Genomic DNA, 15,946 nt, shown 5'->3' with positions numbered 1-15,946 from the left:
GAAACTTTCTCAGTGCCTTTTTTATTGCTCCATATTATTAGAACACTGGCCTGTTCATTGCTTTGTTGAAGATAATGCAAACATGTTATAGTTTAAATGCTATTTTCAGTATTTTTATAGGCTGAGGGTGTATATAAACACCTCAAATTTAATTGAAGGAAGGTTCTCTCAATGTATATTCCCGGAACACTCCATAAGGAGTCAATGATGCCAATGGACAGCGTACACAATTATTTTGAACGACTCGTATTTAATGAAATCAAAGAAAATTATGCCGATAAGTTTGACGACAGCAACGCCCTGGCAGATATGGCTTGTATCGCTCTAAACCGTATCGCTCCACGTTATATTCGTTATGATATTGATATGTCTTTTTATATGTCGGTTGATGAACATATTGAAGTGGAACAGAAAGTAAAAAAAGCGGTTAAAAAAGCTTATAAGAAAGTAAAACATTTTCAGCATGAAAAAGAACAATCTTAAATTTTTGAACGTCAATTCAATCTTTTTAGATTTTTAAGCATTATTGAGTAAAAGTGATGCTTTAATTCCTTTTCAGTAGAAATAAAAAAAACCCACTTTCCTAAAAGAAAAGTGAGTTTAGTGATTTATCGAATCAAACTAATTCTGACTAATTAAAGGTAATCTCATCACCTTGCAATTCAATATGTATCGTTGAACCTGATGCATAATTTCCTTTGAGGATTTTTTGTGCCAATGGGTTTTCAATACGTTGTTGAATTACACGTTTTAAAGGTCTTGCTCCAAACACCGGATCAAAGCCTTGTTCACCAATCGCATCTAACACGGCATCTGTTACCTCTAAAGCTATTTCAGAATGAGCCAAACGTTCACGCAAGCCTTGTAACTGAATATTGGCAATAGAGCGAATCTGTTCTTTTCCTAATGGGTGGAACACCACAATATCGTCAATACGGTTTATGAATTCAGGTCTAAAGTAATCACCTACCACTTCCATAACATCAGCTTTCATTTCATCGTAAGTAGCAACACCCGCCTTCTCTTGAATGACTTGCGAACCTAAGTTTGAGGTCATAACAATTACTGTGTTTTTAAAGTCCACAGTACGCCCCTGACCATCGGTTAAACGTCCATCGTCTAATACTTGCAATAAAATATTAAAGACATCTGGATGTGCTTTTTCAACCTCATCCAATAATATGACAGAATAAGGTTTACGGCGAACTGCTTCGGTTAAATAACCGCCTTGTTCATAACCTACATAACCAGGAGGTGCACCCACTAATCGAGAAACCGAATGTTTTTCCATAAACTCAGACATATCAATACGCACAATCGCATCTTGAGTATCAAATAAGAAATCAGCTAAAGATTTGGTCAATTCGGTTTTACCAACGCCCGTTGGCCCCAGGAATAAGAATGAACCATTAGGACGATTCGGGTCTGAAAGACCCGCACGTGAACGACGAATCGCATCTGAAACAGCTTTAACCGCTTCATCCTGCCCAATAACATTTTTAGTTAACTCTTCTTCCATACGCAATAACTTATCGCGCTCACCTTCCATCATTCTTGAAACAGGAATTCCTGTCCAACGTGCCACCACTTCGGCAATCTCTTCTTCGGTTACTTTATTACGTAATAAATGCGAACCTTCACCCTCTTCAGCTTCACTCTCCGCCATTTCAGCGGCTTGAATTTTAGCTTCTAAATCAGGAATCGTGCCGTATTGAATCTCAGACATTTTGGCTAAGTTACCTGCACGCCTTTCAGCTTCAAGCTCAATACGTGCCGCTTCAAGTTTCTCTTTATATTGCTGAGCACCTTGTAAAGCCGCTTTATCTTTTTTCCAAATTTCTTCTAAATCTGAATACTCTTTTTCAAGATTTTTGATTTCATCCTGTAAAATCTCCATGCGTTTTTTAGAGGCTTCATCTTTCTCTTTTTTCAGTGCAACTTGCTCGATTTTTAACTGAATTAAACGGCGATCAAGCTTGTCCATCACCTCAGGTTTAGAGTCAATTTCCATACGAATGCGAGATGCCGCTTCATCAATCAAGTCAATTGCTTTATCCGGTAACTGGCGGTCAGTGATGTAACGTTGCGACAATCTGGCTGCGGCAACAATCGCAGGGTCAGTAATATCAACCCCGTGATGCACCTCATAACGCTCTTTTAAACCACGTAAAATCGCGATGGTATCTTCTTCTGTTGGCTCATCGACAATGACTTTTTGAAAACGACGCTCTAAAGCCGCATCTTTTTCAATATTTTCACGGTACTCATTTAACGTAGTAGCACCAATACAATGCAAAGCACCACGTGCAAGAGCAGGTTTAAGCATATTACCTGCATCCATAGAACCTTCAGTTTTACCTGCTCCTACCATGGTATGAATCTCATCAATAAATAAGATTACCTGACCTTCTTGTTTGTCTAAATCTTTAAGCAATGCTTTTAAACGCTCTTCAAATTCACCACGGTATTTAGCTCCAGCTAACAGGCCTGCTAAATCCAGTGAAAGTAAACGTTTTTTCTTTAGGCCTTCAGGTACTTCGCCATTTACAATACGTTGCGCTAAACCTTCTACAATGGCGGTTTTACCCACACCTGGCTCACCAATTAATACTGGATTGTTTTTGGTACGACGTTGTAACACTTGAACAGCACGGCGAATCTCATCATCACGACCAATTACTGGGTCTAACTTTCCTTGTTCCGCTAGTTCAGTTAAATCTACAGTATATTTATCTAATGCTTGTCTGTTTTCTTCTGCATTTTGATCTTGCACGCTTTCGCCTCCTCGTACATTTTGAATCGCATTATTGAGTGCCTCTTTTGTTGCACCTGCTTTCTTCAATAAAGTTGCTGCATAATCAGAAGTCTCTAATAATGCAGGATAAAACAATTCACTCGCAATATAAGCATCACCATTTTTTTGGGCTTGCTTATCCATTATATTTAAAACATTGGCCGATGCTTGTGACAACTGCACATTACCACCAGCTCCAGAAACTTTTGGCAAACTGCTAATTTTTTCAGCCAGTGATTGCTTAAGTAAAGGCACATTTACATTAGCCAGTTGCAATAAATTACCAGACTCGTCAATCAACGCTGATAGGATGTGCACAGGCTCAATATATTGATTGTCATGCCCTACTGCCGCAGATTGTGCTTGAGCCAGAATGCTTTGAAATTGGGTTGTAAACTTGTCCATCATTTTTGACAAACTCCTTAATTCTTGTCTGTTTGATACTAAGATAATGGGGATGATTATCTGATTTAAAAGAGTTTTTTTCGTTTTTACAATAAATAGACAAAAAATTCACCTGAAAAGGTGGTAGATTTATCACATAATTTGTAAATCTACAAAACCCTACATTTAAGATGTAAAGACTAATAAAAAGCCCTATTTAAAAGTGTCGAAGTTATGCCCAAAGAATTAAGTACTGTCGATTTAAACGTTCTGTTTGATAACATGGAAGATGCAGTTTATCTAATTGATCCAGGCAGTTCTAACATCTTATGGTGCAACCGTGCTGCACATGAAGATTTAGGTTATGAAAAACATGAAATTCTAAACCACTCAGTACTGAGTTTGCAGCGGCATATGGTTGGCATGCCGCAATGGGAAGAAATCGCTCAAGTTATTCGTAACAACAAATCTTTTACCTTTGTTGGAAATCACCACCATAAAAATGGTGGCGACATCTCTGTAGAAATCATTACTACCGTTTTTGAATATAAACACCAAGAATATTTTCTCTCAGTCGCACGTGATATTGGTAAACGCTTAGAGCACGAAGATACACTCAATACCCGTGATCATAGAATTTGGTTTGCTTTAAATGAAGCCTCTGATGGATTATGGGAGTGGGAGATAAGCAACGGCCATGTGTTTTTTAGTCCGCAATTAAAAAAAATGCTTGGTTATGGCCCTGATGAAATGGAGCCAACCGTAGATACATGGAGCAATAACATTCATCCAGAAGATCTTGAATACGTTATGGCTTCACTTAATGCCCACCTCAATAATGAACGTTCACATTATGAACATCAATACCGTTTAAAAAATCGCAATGGACACTACTTGTGGGTTCATGATAAAGGCAAAATTTGCGAGCGGGATGAATCTGGTAACCCCATAATGATGGTCGGAATGGTGCATAACATCAACAAGCTAAAACAGCTTGAACAACAGTTAGAAGACTTAGCTTCTGAAGACTTTTTAACCAAATTACCCAATAGACGTTGTGGTGAATTAAAAGCTCAGGAGTTGATTTCTAAAGCTATTGCACACAACCAAGACCTTTGTTTAGCCATGCTAGATTTAGATTACTTTAAACGTATTAATGACCAATATGGGCATCAACGTGGTGATGAAGTGCTCAAGTTTACTGCTGATATTCTAAGCCGTTTTATGCGACCAACAGATTTGATTTACCGCTGGGGTGGTGAAGAGTTTATTTGCGTTTTTCCAAATACCTCAATAGTTGAAATCAATTCATTTACCGCTAAGATTCATAAATTATTTGAAAATGCTGATTGGCAAACTTTAGGCATCCCTAAACAGACCATAAGTATTGGTATTGCTTGCACTTCAGAATCAGATTCTAAAGACTTTGAAAGCCTTTTCAAACGAGCTGACTCCGCTTCATATATCGCCAAACAAAGTGGTCGAAATCAAACCGTTATAGCAAAAGCAAATGACGAGTACTCTTTTAAATAATTCATATTATGAATGAACTATTTTTTCTACTTTCAAAAATCAGTTGGGCTTTATTAAGCCCTGGCAACCTATTAGTCTTTGCTCTTTTTGTTGGCATATTGTTTCTATTATTTAATCGAATTTTTCTGGCAAAATTAATTCTTATTCCTACCGGATTAATCGCCTTTATTTTGATGGCCTACCCCGTTAGTGATTATGTCATGAAACCGCTAGAAAACCGTTTTAGCAAACCTCAAACTCTACCCTCTAAAATTGATGGCATTATTATTTTAGGTGGTGGAGAAGACTTAAAACGTTCTTTAAGCTGGAATGTTGCCGAACTCGGAATGGGTGGTGATCGTTATATTGGTGCTGCACACTTAGCCAAGCTTTATCCACAAGCACCCGTTATTTTTACTGGTGGCAGTGGTTTAATCAGTTTGCAAAATACCTCTGGCGAAGCTTCAATAGCAAAACAACTTCTTACCACTATTGGTATTAAGCCATCACGCTTAATTATTGAATCTAAATCACGAAATACCTACGAAAACTTTAGATACACTAAACCGTTGTTACCTACTGAAAATGGTACTTATTTATTAGTCACTTCTGCCTTTCATATGCCAAGAGCCGTGGGGATTGCAAGAATGCAAGGTGTGAAAGTTGTGCCCTATCCGGTTGATTACCGTTCTAATTCAGACAGCTTACGTATTTTAGATTTTGATTTCTTTGACCATTTAAAAGCGTTAGAACCAGCTTGGAGGGAATGGATTGGCTTAACGGTGTATTACTTAACCGGTAAAACCAATAGTTGGTTTCCAGAACCTTAATAGGTTTCCAGAAGCTTAGATTTGATAATTTTTTGAACCACGAAGTCACGAAGGTTTTTGAAATTTTACCAGGCCTGGTATGTCCTGTGGAAAACCATACATTGTGAGCATAGGGTAAATCTAAACAATCAACACAACGAAAAAGACAAATCCAGCTATCGTCATTCCCGTGTTAAACACGGGAATTTACTTTTATCTTATTAAATCACTTTAGAGAAACGGTTAGCCGTACCTTCTTTTAAGTACGCATCAAACACCATGCAGATGTTACGAATCAATAAACGGCCTTTTGGTGTAATGTAAATATCTTCATCGCTTAAGGTTAATAATTCGTCTTCTGCCATAGGGGCTAAGTTTTTTAATTCTTTAGCGAAATACTCTTTAAAACGAATTTTCCAGGCCTGGTCGATTTTGGCAAAATTTAGATGAAAATGACTAATTAAACGAGTAATGACATCACGGCGAAGCTCGTCATCTTCGGTTAATTGAACCCCTCTAAATACCGCTAAATCACCAGCATCAATCGCCTCATAATATTCCGCTAAACCTTTACGGTTTTGGGCGTAGGTGTTATTTACCAAAGAGATGGAAGTCGCTCCCATTCCCACTAAATCACACTCGGCATGAGTTGAATAGCCTTGAAAATTTCTGTAAAGAGTTTCATTACGTTGTGCAATCGCCAATTCATCGTCTGGCTTGGCAAAATGATCCATTCCAATATAGACATAACCCGCTTCTAATAAACGTTCAGTTGAGGCATGCAATATCGCTAATTTTTCATCGGCTGAAGGCATATCAGCTTCATTCATTTTCTTTTGCGTTGGAAACATGCTTGGCATGTGGGCATAGTTAAAGATAGAGAAACGGTCTGGTTCAGCCTCAAGCACTCTATCAAGCGTTTTAATAAACCCTTTCTCTGTTTGCAACGGCAGGCCATAAATCAAATCCACATTCACAGACATAAAACCTGCTTCACGAGCCCCTTCTAACACCTCAAAAGTCTCGGCTTGGGTTTGAATACGATTGACCGCTTTTTGAACATCAGGGTCAAAATCTTGCACCCCTAAACTCATTCGATTAAAACCAAGTTCACGCAGTAATTTAACCGATTCACGATTCGCTTCACGAGGGTCAATTTCAATAGAATATTCACCAGAATCATCGTCATACAAATTGAAATGTTGACGAGTTTTTTCCATTAACTGACGCATTTCATCGTTATTAATAAAAGTAGGTGTACCGCCCCCTAAATGCAATTGTTCTACTTTTCTAGATGAATCAAATAGCTCAGACTGCATCTCTATTTCTTTAAACAGACGTTCTAAATATGGCGTGGTTTTTGAACGATCACGCGTCCAAACCTTATTACAGGCACAAAAAAAGCAAACGGTGTCACAAAACGGAATATGGTAATACAACGATAAACCACGACCAGAGTCATTACTTCTTTGCACCGCTTCTTTGTAATCGGCAATACCAAAGGTTTCGTCAAACTGTACCGCAGTTGGGTAAGAGGTGTAACGTGGCCCTGATTGGTTATAACGTTTAATCAACGCTTCATCAAATTGAATTTTTTGTTCCATATGCCCGTTCCGATTTTGCTGTTATTTTAAAGATAAGGATAATAATCTAAATTGCGAATAGATAAGTTAATCTCACTCAAGAGTTATGTAAGAAACTCGGTTTCTTCCGAGCTCTTTAGCTTTAAAAAGCTGCTGATCAACCAATTCAAAGACTTCTTTGGCAAATAAATCGACTTCTGGGTGAAAACTAATCGCTCCACAACTGACAGTGCATTTATAAGATTGGGACTCTTCTTCACAAAATACTGTTTGTTCTACACTCTGACGAATCCGCTCTGCAAGCTGCTCAACACCTACAGCCGATTTATCCATAGCCAATACCGCAAACTCTTCCCCGCCCCAACGGTAAACATTATCTTCTAGGCGAATAATGGTTTCTATCACACTCGCTAGTTCAATTAATACCTTATCACCGTAAGAGTGACCAAAGGAGTCATTAATGTTTTTAAAGTAATCAACATCAATCACAATGAGTCCAACCCATAAACCACAGCGTTTGGCTAAGGCTAAGTTATGATTTAACTGAGTATCAAAGGCTTTTCTATTTGGTAAATTAGTTAATGAATCCAAATTTGCCGCCAATATAAATTCTTCTTCAATGCATTCAAGCAATACTCTACAAACTTCGTCAGAGGCTAATTCCATTTCGTTTAAAAATTCAACGATTCGTTCTGGATGTTGTTCCGATGCTTCTTTTAAAGCCAAATAGCCTAAACGATGCACCTCTTCATGATAATGTAAAAAGTTCTCTATTTCTTCCGTAGGAATTTTATCCGTACCACCAGAATCTAACCATTTTCCTAAAAGGCAATCGTGAGTTGAATAGGCAAAATCAAAATTATCTACTTCACCTAAAGCACAGGCGTACGCCGTTATTTTCCAGTTTTGGTGGTCAATAAAAGCTTGTACTAGCTCTTCTGGGGCTCTTGATGAGATAAGATGAAATGAACGACGAATACGTTTGATTTCAGTTTGTGATCGTTTGCGAAAACTCACTAAGGTTTGATGCAAGTGATACACGTCAGAAACAACTGCTTGCCCTATATCTATGCTATTGCAAAGATCCTTAGCAAGCACATGGTTATTTTGTTGCTCTGCAATTAACACAAACTGTTGACGAAAATTAGAAAGCAATAACATAGCTCTGCTTAGATTGAAGCCATGACTATGCCACGCTAAGGCTTGATGATATAAATCAATATAAAATTGTTCATCATAATGGCCTGCTATAAAAGCCCTAAATAAATTTTTGTTTAAAATTTTATCCTTATCTAAAACAATCAAATTGAGAGATTCGTACCAACGAAAAAACTCCTCAAAAAATTGATTTTCTTTACTAAGAAGATAGTCAGCTTGTTTTTGAATTTCAAAACTCTCTTTAATACCAATACCTAGCAAACTTTGCCTGGCAATAGAGTAATTCATAAAATTTATCTCCTGCTTTACTGCTGCAGTGCCTTATATTCTTTAAGCACTATTCACTTTTAACGCCGCATTAACATCCCATTAACGACTAATGAATTCCTAATGGTGAGAAATTAACCAGGCCTGGTGAATTTTGCTGTTTCTTTGAAAATCTCTTGGCATCGTTTTTTGGGTAATGTTTTCAATGCTCAAATTCTCTAACGCTTCAGTATCTAACTTAAACTTACGTAGATTATTTGAGAACACTAAAGTTCCGCCTGGGTTAAGCAGTTTCATCGTTTGATTAATTAAAGCGACATGATCACGCTGAATATCTAAAGTGCCTTCCATCCGTTTTGAGGTAGAAAATGATGGCGGGTCTAAAAAGATGACATCAAACGTTGCTTTTGGGTTTTCACTCTCTTTAGATAACCAATCTAAAACGTCAGCCTGTAAAAACTTATGTTGGGCACTGTCTTTAATGCTCTGTTCATTGTGCATTAAGTTATGTTCAGCCCAATACAAATAAGTTTTAGACATATCCACACTTAAACTGCTTTTTGCCCCCATAACTGCGGCTTCAACCGTTGCGGTTGCGGTGTAACAAAATAGGTTTAGTAGCGTTTTTCTAACCGACTTTTGTGCCACTAAAGCACGTACATCACGGTGATCTAAAAATAGGCCAGTATCTAAATAGTCGGTAAAGTTAACACGGATTTTTGCCCCGTTTTCAATTACCGTATAAAAGTCTCGGCTATCATCCAACTTCTCATATTGCGATGTGCCTGATTGACGACTACGTACTTTAAAAATAATTTGGTCTACAGGCACATTTGGGAATACGTTTGGTAAAGCGGCTAAGGCTTCATGTAAACGTTTTTTGGCTTTAGCTTTATCTACTGTTTTTGGTGCGGCATATTCGTTAACTATTAACCATTCACCGGCATCTTCAGTTTGGTATAAATCAATTGATATCGCATATTCAGGTAGGTCGGCATCATAAACTCGGTAAGCATTTACCTCATGTGTTTTAGCCCATTTTTTTAGCTGTTTTAAATTCTTTTTAATACGGTTACCAACCATGACCGCACCTTGTGAATCGGCAAGTTCTGGCATCACAGAACTCACTTCCTGAACAATGTTTGCTCCACCTTTTAACGATGGTTCACGATGAAACTCTTCGGTGATATCAAAACGGAACAGCTTACATTCCATTGGTCCGTTAAAAAAGTTATGACTACGTTTGGCCTTAATGCCCAAATACATACCCAATTCTGGGTTACAAGTCAGAACGGCACCTTGCCAACCATCAAACTCATTTTTAAGGTATTTACCTAAGTCGTTATAAATCACTTTAACTTCTTCAATTTCACCTAAACGCTCACCATAAGGAGGGTTACAAATTACCAGGCCTGGTTGCCAGTCGCCCCAGCGGCGACCTTGTTCAACGGTCATTTGTTTGATTTCAATTGAATCTAAATACCCTGCATTGTGAATAGCTTCTTCGGCAATATCTAATGACTTATGTGATGCGTCAGAACCGTAAATATCGGGTAAATGACGTAAGCCTTCCGCCTCTCGTTCTTTAGCTTCATCAATTAACGTGTTCCACAATTTAGCATCATGCTTTTTCCAAGTGTTTAAAAGCATACGGTTTACTTTTTCTAGGCCTGGTGCTAAGTCAGAGGCCATCATTGCACCTTCAATTAAAAAGGTACCTGAACCGCACATTGGGTCATACAAACATCCACCCTGTTTGGCAATCTCAGGCCAACCTGCACGCATTAATAACGCCGCTGCCACGTTCTCTTTTAGTGGTGCTTTAACTTGCTGACCTTCACGGTAACCACGTTGGTGTAAGCTGTAGCCCACCAAATCAATACTCAAAGTTAATTGGTTTCGGTTTAAATGACCATGCACTCTTAACTCTGGATCTTCAGTATCAACCTTAGGGCGATTATTGGTAATACCTCTAAAGTAATCGACAATCCCATCTTTAATTTTTAACGCACCGTAATGGCTATGATCAATCCCCATGCCTTTACCAGAAAAAGAAACCGCAAAGGTTCCAAACTCATCCATATGGGTTTGCCAATCAACCGTTGCCACTTGTTCAGTTAACTCTTCCTGAGTTTCAAGTTCCGCTTCTAATACGGTTACAAAAATGCGGTTAGCTAAACGTGACCACAAACAACTTCGGTAAGCGACTTCTAAATCACCCTCAAAAGTCACACCACGCGGTTGAGCTTTAACTTCTGTTGCTCCAAAAGACATTAACTCTTCTCTTAGCAACTCACTTAATCCGCCTGGGGCTGTGGCAAAAAATTTCATCATCAATTTTCCATTTATAGTTTGGTTTTAGCTCAAAGATGGCGTTACCTTCAAGGGTATTTTTTGGTAAACCAGAGCTTTTAAAATAACTGTTAATTTTAAACTGTTTTGGCTTCAACTTTTATTTAGTTTCGGTAGAATACAATTTAACTTTTAATTTTACATAAGAATACTTAGCTAGCCGCAGTAATAGCTGCCTTACAAGCCGTATCAAGCCGCTAAGTTTTCAATTAATGCAGATCACAGCAAAGTTGACTATGCCAAATTCCAAACTCGGTTATACCAAAATATTATTCGCTTCTGTTTTGTTGGCTATTTCTTTAAATAGCCAAGCTCAATCAGAAGCCTTTAAGCCCTCAGAAAAAGACTTTCAGAATTGGGTAACTGACTTCAAAAAACAGGCTCAAGATAAAGGCATTTCAAAGTCAACCTTAGATTTGGCCTTTAAAGACGTTACCCTAAATGCCAAAGTGCTTGAGTCCGATAAAAAACAGCCTGAATTTACCAAAACTTTTTTTGACTATTTTGACCGTGCAGTCAGTGACTCTAGAGTAAAAAAAGGCCAAAAAAAGTACCAAGCTAATAAAGCCTTGTTAGACCAAGTGACTAAAAAATACGGTGTGCCAGGACGTTTTATCGTGGCTTTTTGGGGCCTAGAAACCAACTATGGTGGCTACACGGGCAACTTACCTATTATTGAATCCTTAGCCACGCTGGCTTACGACCCACGTCGCAGTAAATTTTTTACTACTCAGTTAATGAGTGCCTTAACCATTTTGGATAGAGGTGATGTGCCATTGAGTGAAATGAAAGGCTCTTGGGCTGGTGCAATGGGGCAATGTCAATTTATGCCGTCTAACTATGTGCAATATGCGGTAGATGGTGATGGCGACGGTAAAATCAATTTATGGGATAGCTTGCCAGATGTATTCTATTCTGCAGGTAACTTCTTAAATCATCTTGGTTGGCAAAAAGAAGAAAACTGGGGTCGAGAAGTCAAACTTCCTAAAGGTTTTAACTACGCACTGGCTGACAATAAAACACAACGCAGCTTAGCTGAGTGGAAAAAAATGGGCATTACCCTAGCCGATGGAAGAGTGTTACCTAATGAAGACATGCAAGCTAAATTGTTATTAGCTAGCGATTACAAAGGCCCCGCCTTTTTAGTCTATAAAAACTTTAATGTCATTAAACGCTGGAACAATGCCGATAAATATGCGATTTCGGTTGGTCATTTGGCAGATCGCATCGTTCAGCTTCCACCGCTTTCAAAACAAAAACCCAAAAACGATAAACCCATTAGTTATGCCCAAATTAAAGAGATTCAAACTCTGTTAAATTCATTAGGTTACGATGTTGGAAAACCAGATGGGATTGCGGGCAGTAAAACTCGTGGGGCACTTCGTGACTTTCAAACTAAGCACAAAATACCTGCGGATGGTTTTGCCAGCGTAGCTATGCTTAAAGCATTACAAAAAGCTCAAACTCAGAAGTAGTGGTAAGAAGGTAAATTTGGTCACTATAATCAATCAGGCAAATCGCAAAAAAGATAATCAAACTGTGCAAAAATTGCAGAGTGATTTTGCCTTGCCTGTTGATTCTCCCAACCACAGACAGATATGTAATCATCCCGCCTATCTATTCTGGAAAATGCAAAGCCAACTCACTAAGTTAGGCAATAAGCTGAATGCTCAAAAGAGAAAACATTAAACGATAGTTTTGGTGTTCAGTGTTCAGTGTTCGGTCTTTGTTGTTTGTTCTTTGTTCTTTAATGATTAGCCAACTGTTATGGGTGTTCTGTGCATTTTTGCCAATAACTGGCTTGAAGCAATCGACAATAAACAATAGCCTAAAAAGTAATAAAAACCACTTTCTAATTTTATCTCTGTCTGCAATAAAGCCGAATCTCCCGAGCTGGCTTTAATCGCTAAAAACGCAATAATCAAAGCCATAACAAACACGTCTGCCATTGACCATTTACTTAAAAAACCACTACTTAAAGCCAATTGTTTTGCAAAGCGTTTAAACAAGAAAGAGACTGCCAATAACGCCAGTTTTAAAGCCGGTACAAAGACACTAAAAAATACAATCAAAAACGCCACTAACTGGTTGCCGTCTTGCCATAGAGTTTCTGCCGTACCCAAAATACTTTTAGCTGTATCTTGAATCACCACCGTGCCACTCGCATGTATTTGGTTAAGTACTTCCATGGTCATTGGCATTAAAAAATTAGGAATGCTACCACTCTGTAAAATCGCCTCTTTACCTAAAACGGTTAACTCACCTTTATCTAACATAGTCGTCATATGTAAAACAGGCTCGGTAACACCTGGGATTAATAAGCCATAAGCACTAATAAGAAAAATAAAACCTAAAATTAGACGAGGATTCACAACAGTCAGTTCCAAAAATAAGAGGGGTTTGATTATACGATGTAAATCTAATTTGGCAAAATTACCAGGCCTGGTAATCTTATCCTCAATAAAGGGCTTTGCACCCTTTTTATTCTTTTTCTTTTTGATAAATGAATAACTAACGTACTAACCAAGACGCTTCTACCAAAACATCATTGTTATGCATAACCTTGGCATAAAATTGATCACCAAGCTTAATTACCCCTACCCCTTTAGGTGTGCCCGTCATTAATAAATCATTATCTTCAAAAGTTAGAAAACTACTCGCTTCTTGTAAAATGGCTTGAGGTTTATGCAACATCAAATCAAAATCTGCTTTTTGTGCCAATCTATCATTAATATACAACTCCATACTCAACCCCTGACAATCGCCACTAAACTCAACAAAGTCACTCAATACCGCAGATTTATCAAACGCCTTGGCCCTTTCCCAAGGTAACCCTTTCTGCTTTAACTTTGACTGAACCTCTCTCTTTGTCAAATCAAGTCCAAAACCGATACCCGCCAATTCACCCGCTTGAATCAAAAAAACAATCTCCCCTTCAAAATGAATCGCGACCTCTTCATTGAATTGAAGTTCGTTTGAAATGGCTGAATTGGGTTTTATAAAAAAGACAGGCTCCGTAGGCGTTTCATTATTTAACTCGGCAATATGCTCGGCATAATTTCTGCCAATACAAACAATTTTAGAAGGATAAACATCCTTATCACAATATTTCACTGAGTTCATTTAAGAGTTCCATATAAGTTAAGTTTTTAAGTTTATCCTATAAGCACTAATGGTTGGCAACAGAGTATGAAGAGCTGGGTTCAGCCGTTACCTTAACTTGATGTTGCAAAGTAAATACCTGATCAAAAACTAAGGTAAACAAAAACGTATAAACCAAGAAAAAAAGCAATAAAGCGGCTTCCATAGTAAAGGCAGTCAAAACGCCAACATCATACCAAAGCATATACAACGGAAGGCAAATCAAAACCAATCCCCCTTCAAAACCTATCGCATGAATACTACGAATAGCCAAGGTACGACGTTTAATTTGCTTTTGAACCTCCCAAAATTCAAAGGCTGTATTAAAGATATAATTCCAAACAACAGCCGCTGTCGACATAATAATCGCAACCGGTAATGATTCTTGGACACTACTCTCACTTAACAGCATAAGAACAAGAGTTGAAAACAAAATGGCCGTAATTTCAAAAAGAATAACGTAAATAAGACGACGCTTGATAGGACTTAAGGTTATCACCGGAAAACTCCACAGAGCACTTAACGCTCTTAAATAAAAAAGAGCCGGTCCGTCCCGGTTGATAAAGAGATGTAGAATTAGAATTTTTCTACCGCAAAGCTACGGTTTCCGCTTGCGTGAATAATATTACACGAGATTTAAAACAATTCCAACCAAAGCTAGAAAAGCTCTTTCGTTCGATTAAATCTATCTGGTTTCTCAATCACAATAGGCAACAAAAGGATTGCATTCACTTTTCCTAATATTTCGATGTCACTTGCATGGAATCACTTCAACAAAAAGAAAATTCAAGCCAGTCTCAACGGTTTGCCAATCAAAAGTGTAATCATTTCCAAGGGTAATTGGCACACCATAGGGTTTGTCGGACCGGTAAACCAGTTCATTGCCAGCTTGGTAATTATTACCATGCCGAAAATCAAAATCTTTCGTATCCGGTGAATATATTTCTTGATTAATGTAATGCGGGTGGTCGGTTGCGACTAAGAGATAACCCACATCCACGAAGTCACCGTAGCACTCTAGGTTCTGGAGGTCTTTGAATACATCATATCGATTATTTGGTTCTCGGTGATTGGCTCTTTTGAAATATTTTAGTTCGATTGCACAAGCATGCTTTTTACCACTTTCAATATCCTCAAGCGAAAACCATATATCGATTTTAGCTTTCTCGGTGCCACTTTTGGTGAACGTCCTATCCGTTAGCTTCACGCTCTTTTCTAGTTCAATATTAAAGCGTTCACTAGGCGATTCTTCATACAGCTCTCCAAGAGTTTTGAGAATTGATGCAAGTTGAAGTTGCAGAGATGCCTCATTGGAAATTTCAATTCTCTGTCCAGTAATCTTACCGCAAAGTCGTTCATATGCCACAGCGACGATTTGTTTAATCCGGTCTTCATGGGTCATGCAATTTCCTTACAATTAAATCTAACAATATAATTTATCTAGCTTGGTAAATCGAATTTAAGGTTTGTTTTTTCTTAGCTGTTGAGAAGCCCTTTTTGATATTTATACATCATTAATTTTAACTATTGGGCTTCCCCTTCCTTTCTTTGCTTGCCCAAACGTAGAACTCGGCTGAAGAGACGAGAAAGAAAGGAAGCAAAGAAAATGCACCCCGCTCCATAAATTGGCAAGTTCTAAACTTATTCACTCAAACCCCAAAACTCGCTGGTGCCCGTAGGAAATGCCCTTGGGGTACTCAAACAGCTGAAGTTTTTAAACGTTCACTTCGTTAAGAACTCTGCACAATTTATTCCAAGGGGAATCTTGGCGTTTGAGGTTGGCTTAATCTATTAAAAATTCAATTTACCAGGCCTGGTATATTTAATTAGGGTCAGAGTAAAATTATTTTTACTTTTATCATAAATATCAATAGGTTATTAATTTAATTTCACTCTGACCCCAATTATTACAGTGGCAAAACAGGCGCTTTGGTTTTAATGTTGAA

The 15,946-nt window shown here is 38.1% G+C and carries 13 protein-coding genes; 5 read left to right on the top strand and 8 right to left on the bottom strand.

Going from position 1 to position 15,946, the window contains the following annotated elements; all coding sequences use genetic code 11:
- Nucleotides 1-171 precede the first annotated feature (171 nt).
- Nucleotides 172-483, top strand: coding sequence for a late competence development ComFB family protein (locus ACORJQ_RS04655; RefSeq protein WP_321326434.1), 312 nt, complete (start codon nucleotides 172-174; stop codon nucleotides 481-483).
- A 148-nt stretch (nucleotides 484-631) separates the two neighbouring features.
- On the opposite strand, the gene clpB is transcribed toward ACORJQ_RS04655, so the two are convergent.
- Nucleotides 632-3,202 carry an ATP-dependent chaperone ClpB gene (clpB, locus tag ACORJQ_RS04650; RefSeq protein ID WP_321326432.1) on the bottom strand — a complete coding sequence of 857 codons (2,571 nt, stop codon included), beginning with the start codon at nucleotides 3,200-3,202 and terminating at the stop codon, nucleotides 632-634.
- 210 nt (nucleotides 3,203-3,412) lie between these two features.
- Between clpB and ACORJQ_RS04645 the strand changes: the two genes are divergently transcribed.
- Both ACORJQ_RS04645 and ACORJQ_RS04640 read left to right on the top strand, forming a co-directional pair.
- A complete protein-coding gene (locus ACORJQ_RS04645) occupies nucleotides 3,413-4,711 on the top strand; it encodes a sensor domain-containing diguanylate cyclase (protein ID WP_321326431.1) in 1,299 nt (432 codons plus the stop codon).
- An 8-nt stretch (nucleotides 4,712-4,719) separates the two neighbouring features.
- Nucleotides 4,720-5,520, top strand: a complete 801-nt coding sequence (locus ACORJQ_RS04640) for a YdcF family protein (RefSeq protein ID WP_321326430.1) — start codon at nucleotides 4,720-4,722, stop codon at nucleotides 5,518-5,520.
- Nucleotides 5,521-5,720: 200 nt separating this feature from the next.
- Here the strand turns inward: ACORJQ_RS04640 and hemN are convergent, their stop codons facing one another.
- The 3 genes from hemN to rlmKL form a co-directional block, all read right to left on the bottom strand.
- Nucleotides 5,721-7,103 carry an oxygen-independent coproporphyrinogen III oxidase gene (hemN, locus tag ACORJQ_RS04635; protein ID WP_321326429.1) on the bottom strand — a complete coding sequence of 461 codons (1,383 nt, stop codon included), beginning with the start codon at nucleotides 7,101-7,103 and terminating at the stop codon, nucleotides 5,721-5,723.
- Nucleotides 7,104-7,175: 72 nt separating this feature from the next.
- Entirely contained in the window at nucleotides 7,176-8,528 is a 1,353-nt protein-coding gene (locus ACORJQ_RS04630; protein ID WP_321326427.1) for a GGDEF domain-containing protein, read from the bottom strand.
- Between the two features lie 99 nt (nucleotides 8,529-8,627).
- Nucleotides 8,628-10,841 carry a bifunctional 23S rRNA (guanine(2069)-N(7))-methyltransferase RlmK/23S rRNA (guanine(2445)-N(2))-methyltransferase RlmL gene (gene rlmKL, locus ACORJQ_RS04625; protein WP_321326425.1) on the bottom strand — a complete coding sequence of 738 codons (2,214 nt, stop codon included), beginning with the start codon at nucleotides 10,839-10,841 and terminating at the stop codon, nucleotides 8,628-8,630.
- A 230-nt stretch (nucleotides 10,842-11,071) separates the two neighbouring features.
- On the opposite strand from rlmKL, the gene ACORJQ_RS04620 reads away from it, so the two are divergent.
- Nucleotides 11,072-12,334 (top strand): lytic murein transglycosylase, encoded by a 1,263-nt coding sequence (locus ACORJQ_RS04620; protein ID WP_321326423.1) that lies wholly within the window; start codon nucleotides 11,072-11,074, stop codon nucleotides 12,332-12,334.
- A gap of 64 nt (nucleotides 12,335-12,398) precedes the next feature.
- Nucleotides 12,399-12,548 (top strand): hypothetical protein, encoded by a 150-nt coding sequence (locus tag ACORJQ_RS04615; protein WP_321326422.1) that lies wholly within the window; start codon nucleotides 12,399-12,401, stop codon nucleotides 12,546-12,548.
- Between the two features lie 65 nt (nucleotides 12,549-12,613).
- On the opposite strand, the gene ACORJQ_RS04610 is transcribed toward ACORJQ_RS04615, so the two are convergent.
- From ACORJQ_RS04610 to ACORJQ_RS04595, 4 genes are all read right to left on the bottom strand, one after another.
- Nucleotides 12,614-13,231 (bottom strand): paraquat-inducible protein A, encoded by a 618-nt coding sequence (locus ACORJQ_RS04610; RefSeq protein WP_321326420.1) that lies wholly within the window; start codon nucleotides 13,229-13,231, stop codon nucleotides 12,614-12,616.
- Between the two features lie 139 nt (nucleotides 13,232-13,370).
- Complete coding sequence (locus tag ACORJQ_RS04605; protein WP_321326419.1) at nucleotides 13,371-13,982, bottom strand: fumarylacetoacetate hydrolase family protein; 612 nt, start codon at nucleotides 13,980-13,982, stop codon at nucleotides 13,371-13,373.
- A gap of 46 nt (nucleotides 13,983-14,028) precedes the next feature.
- The gene (locus ACORJQ_RS04600) at nucleotides 14,029-14,499 is read right to left on the bottom strand and encodes a PACE efflux transporter (protein WP_321326417.1); all 471 of its coding nucleotides are present in this window, start codon (nucleotides 14,497-14,499) and stop codon (nucleotides 14,029-14,031) included.
- Between the two features lie 252 nt (nucleotides 14,500-14,751).
- Nucleotides 14,752-15,402, bottom strand: a complete 651-nt coding sequence (locus ACORJQ_RS04595) for a hypothetical protein (protein WP_321326416.1) — start codon at nucleotides 15,400-15,402, stop codon at nucleotides 14,752-14,754.
- Nucleotides 15,403-15,946: the final 544 nt, after the last annotated feature.

The organism is Thiomicrorhabdus sp. (assembly GCF_963662555.1).
Taxonomy (GTDB): domain Bacteria; phylum Pseudomonadota; class Gammaproteobacteria; order Thiomicrospirales; family Thiomicrospiraceae; genus Thiomicrorhabdus.
This window is presented reverse-complemented; position numbering and strand designations above follow the sequence as displayed.

Coding starts and splice junctions, on each gene's coding strand:
- ACORJQ_RS04655 (WP_321326434.1), top strand. CDS start 172: ATGTATATTCCCGGAACACTCCATAAGGAGTCAATGATGCCAATGGAC.
- clpB (WP_321326432.1), bottom strand. CDS start 3,202: ATGATGGACAAGTTTACAACCCAATTTCAAAGCATTCTGGCTCAAGCA.
- ACORJQ_RS04645 (WP_321326431.1), top strand. CDS start 3,413: ATGCCCAAAGAATTAAGTACTGTCGATTTAAACGTTCTGTTTGATAAC.
- ACORJQ_RS04640 (WP_321326430.1), top strand. CDS start 4,720: ATGAATGAACTATTTTTTCTACTTTCAAAAATCAGTTGGGCTTTATTA.
- hemN (WP_321326429.1), bottom strand. CDS start 7,103: ATGGAACAAAAAATTCAATTTGATGAAGCGTTGATTAAACGTTATAAC.
- ACORJQ_RS04630 (WP_321326427.1), bottom strand. CDS start 8,528: ATGAATTACTCTATTGCCAGGCAAAGTTTGCTAGGTATTGGTATTAAA.
- rlmKL (WP_321326425.1), bottom strand. CDS start 10,841: ATGATGAAATTTTTTGCCACAGCCCCAGGCGGATTAAGTGAGTTGCTA.
- ACORJQ_RS04620 (WP_321326423.1), top strand. CDS start 11,072: ATGCAGATCACAGCAAAGTTGACTATGCCAAATTCCAAACTCGGTTAT.
- ACORJQ_RS04605 (WP_321326419.1), bottom strand. CDS start 13,982: ATGAACTCAGTGAAATATTGTGATAAGGATGTTTATCCTTCTAAAATT.
- ACORJQ_RS04595 (WP_321326416.1), bottom strand. CDS start 15,402: ATGACCCATGAAGACCGGATTAAACAAATCGTCGCTGTGGCATATGAA.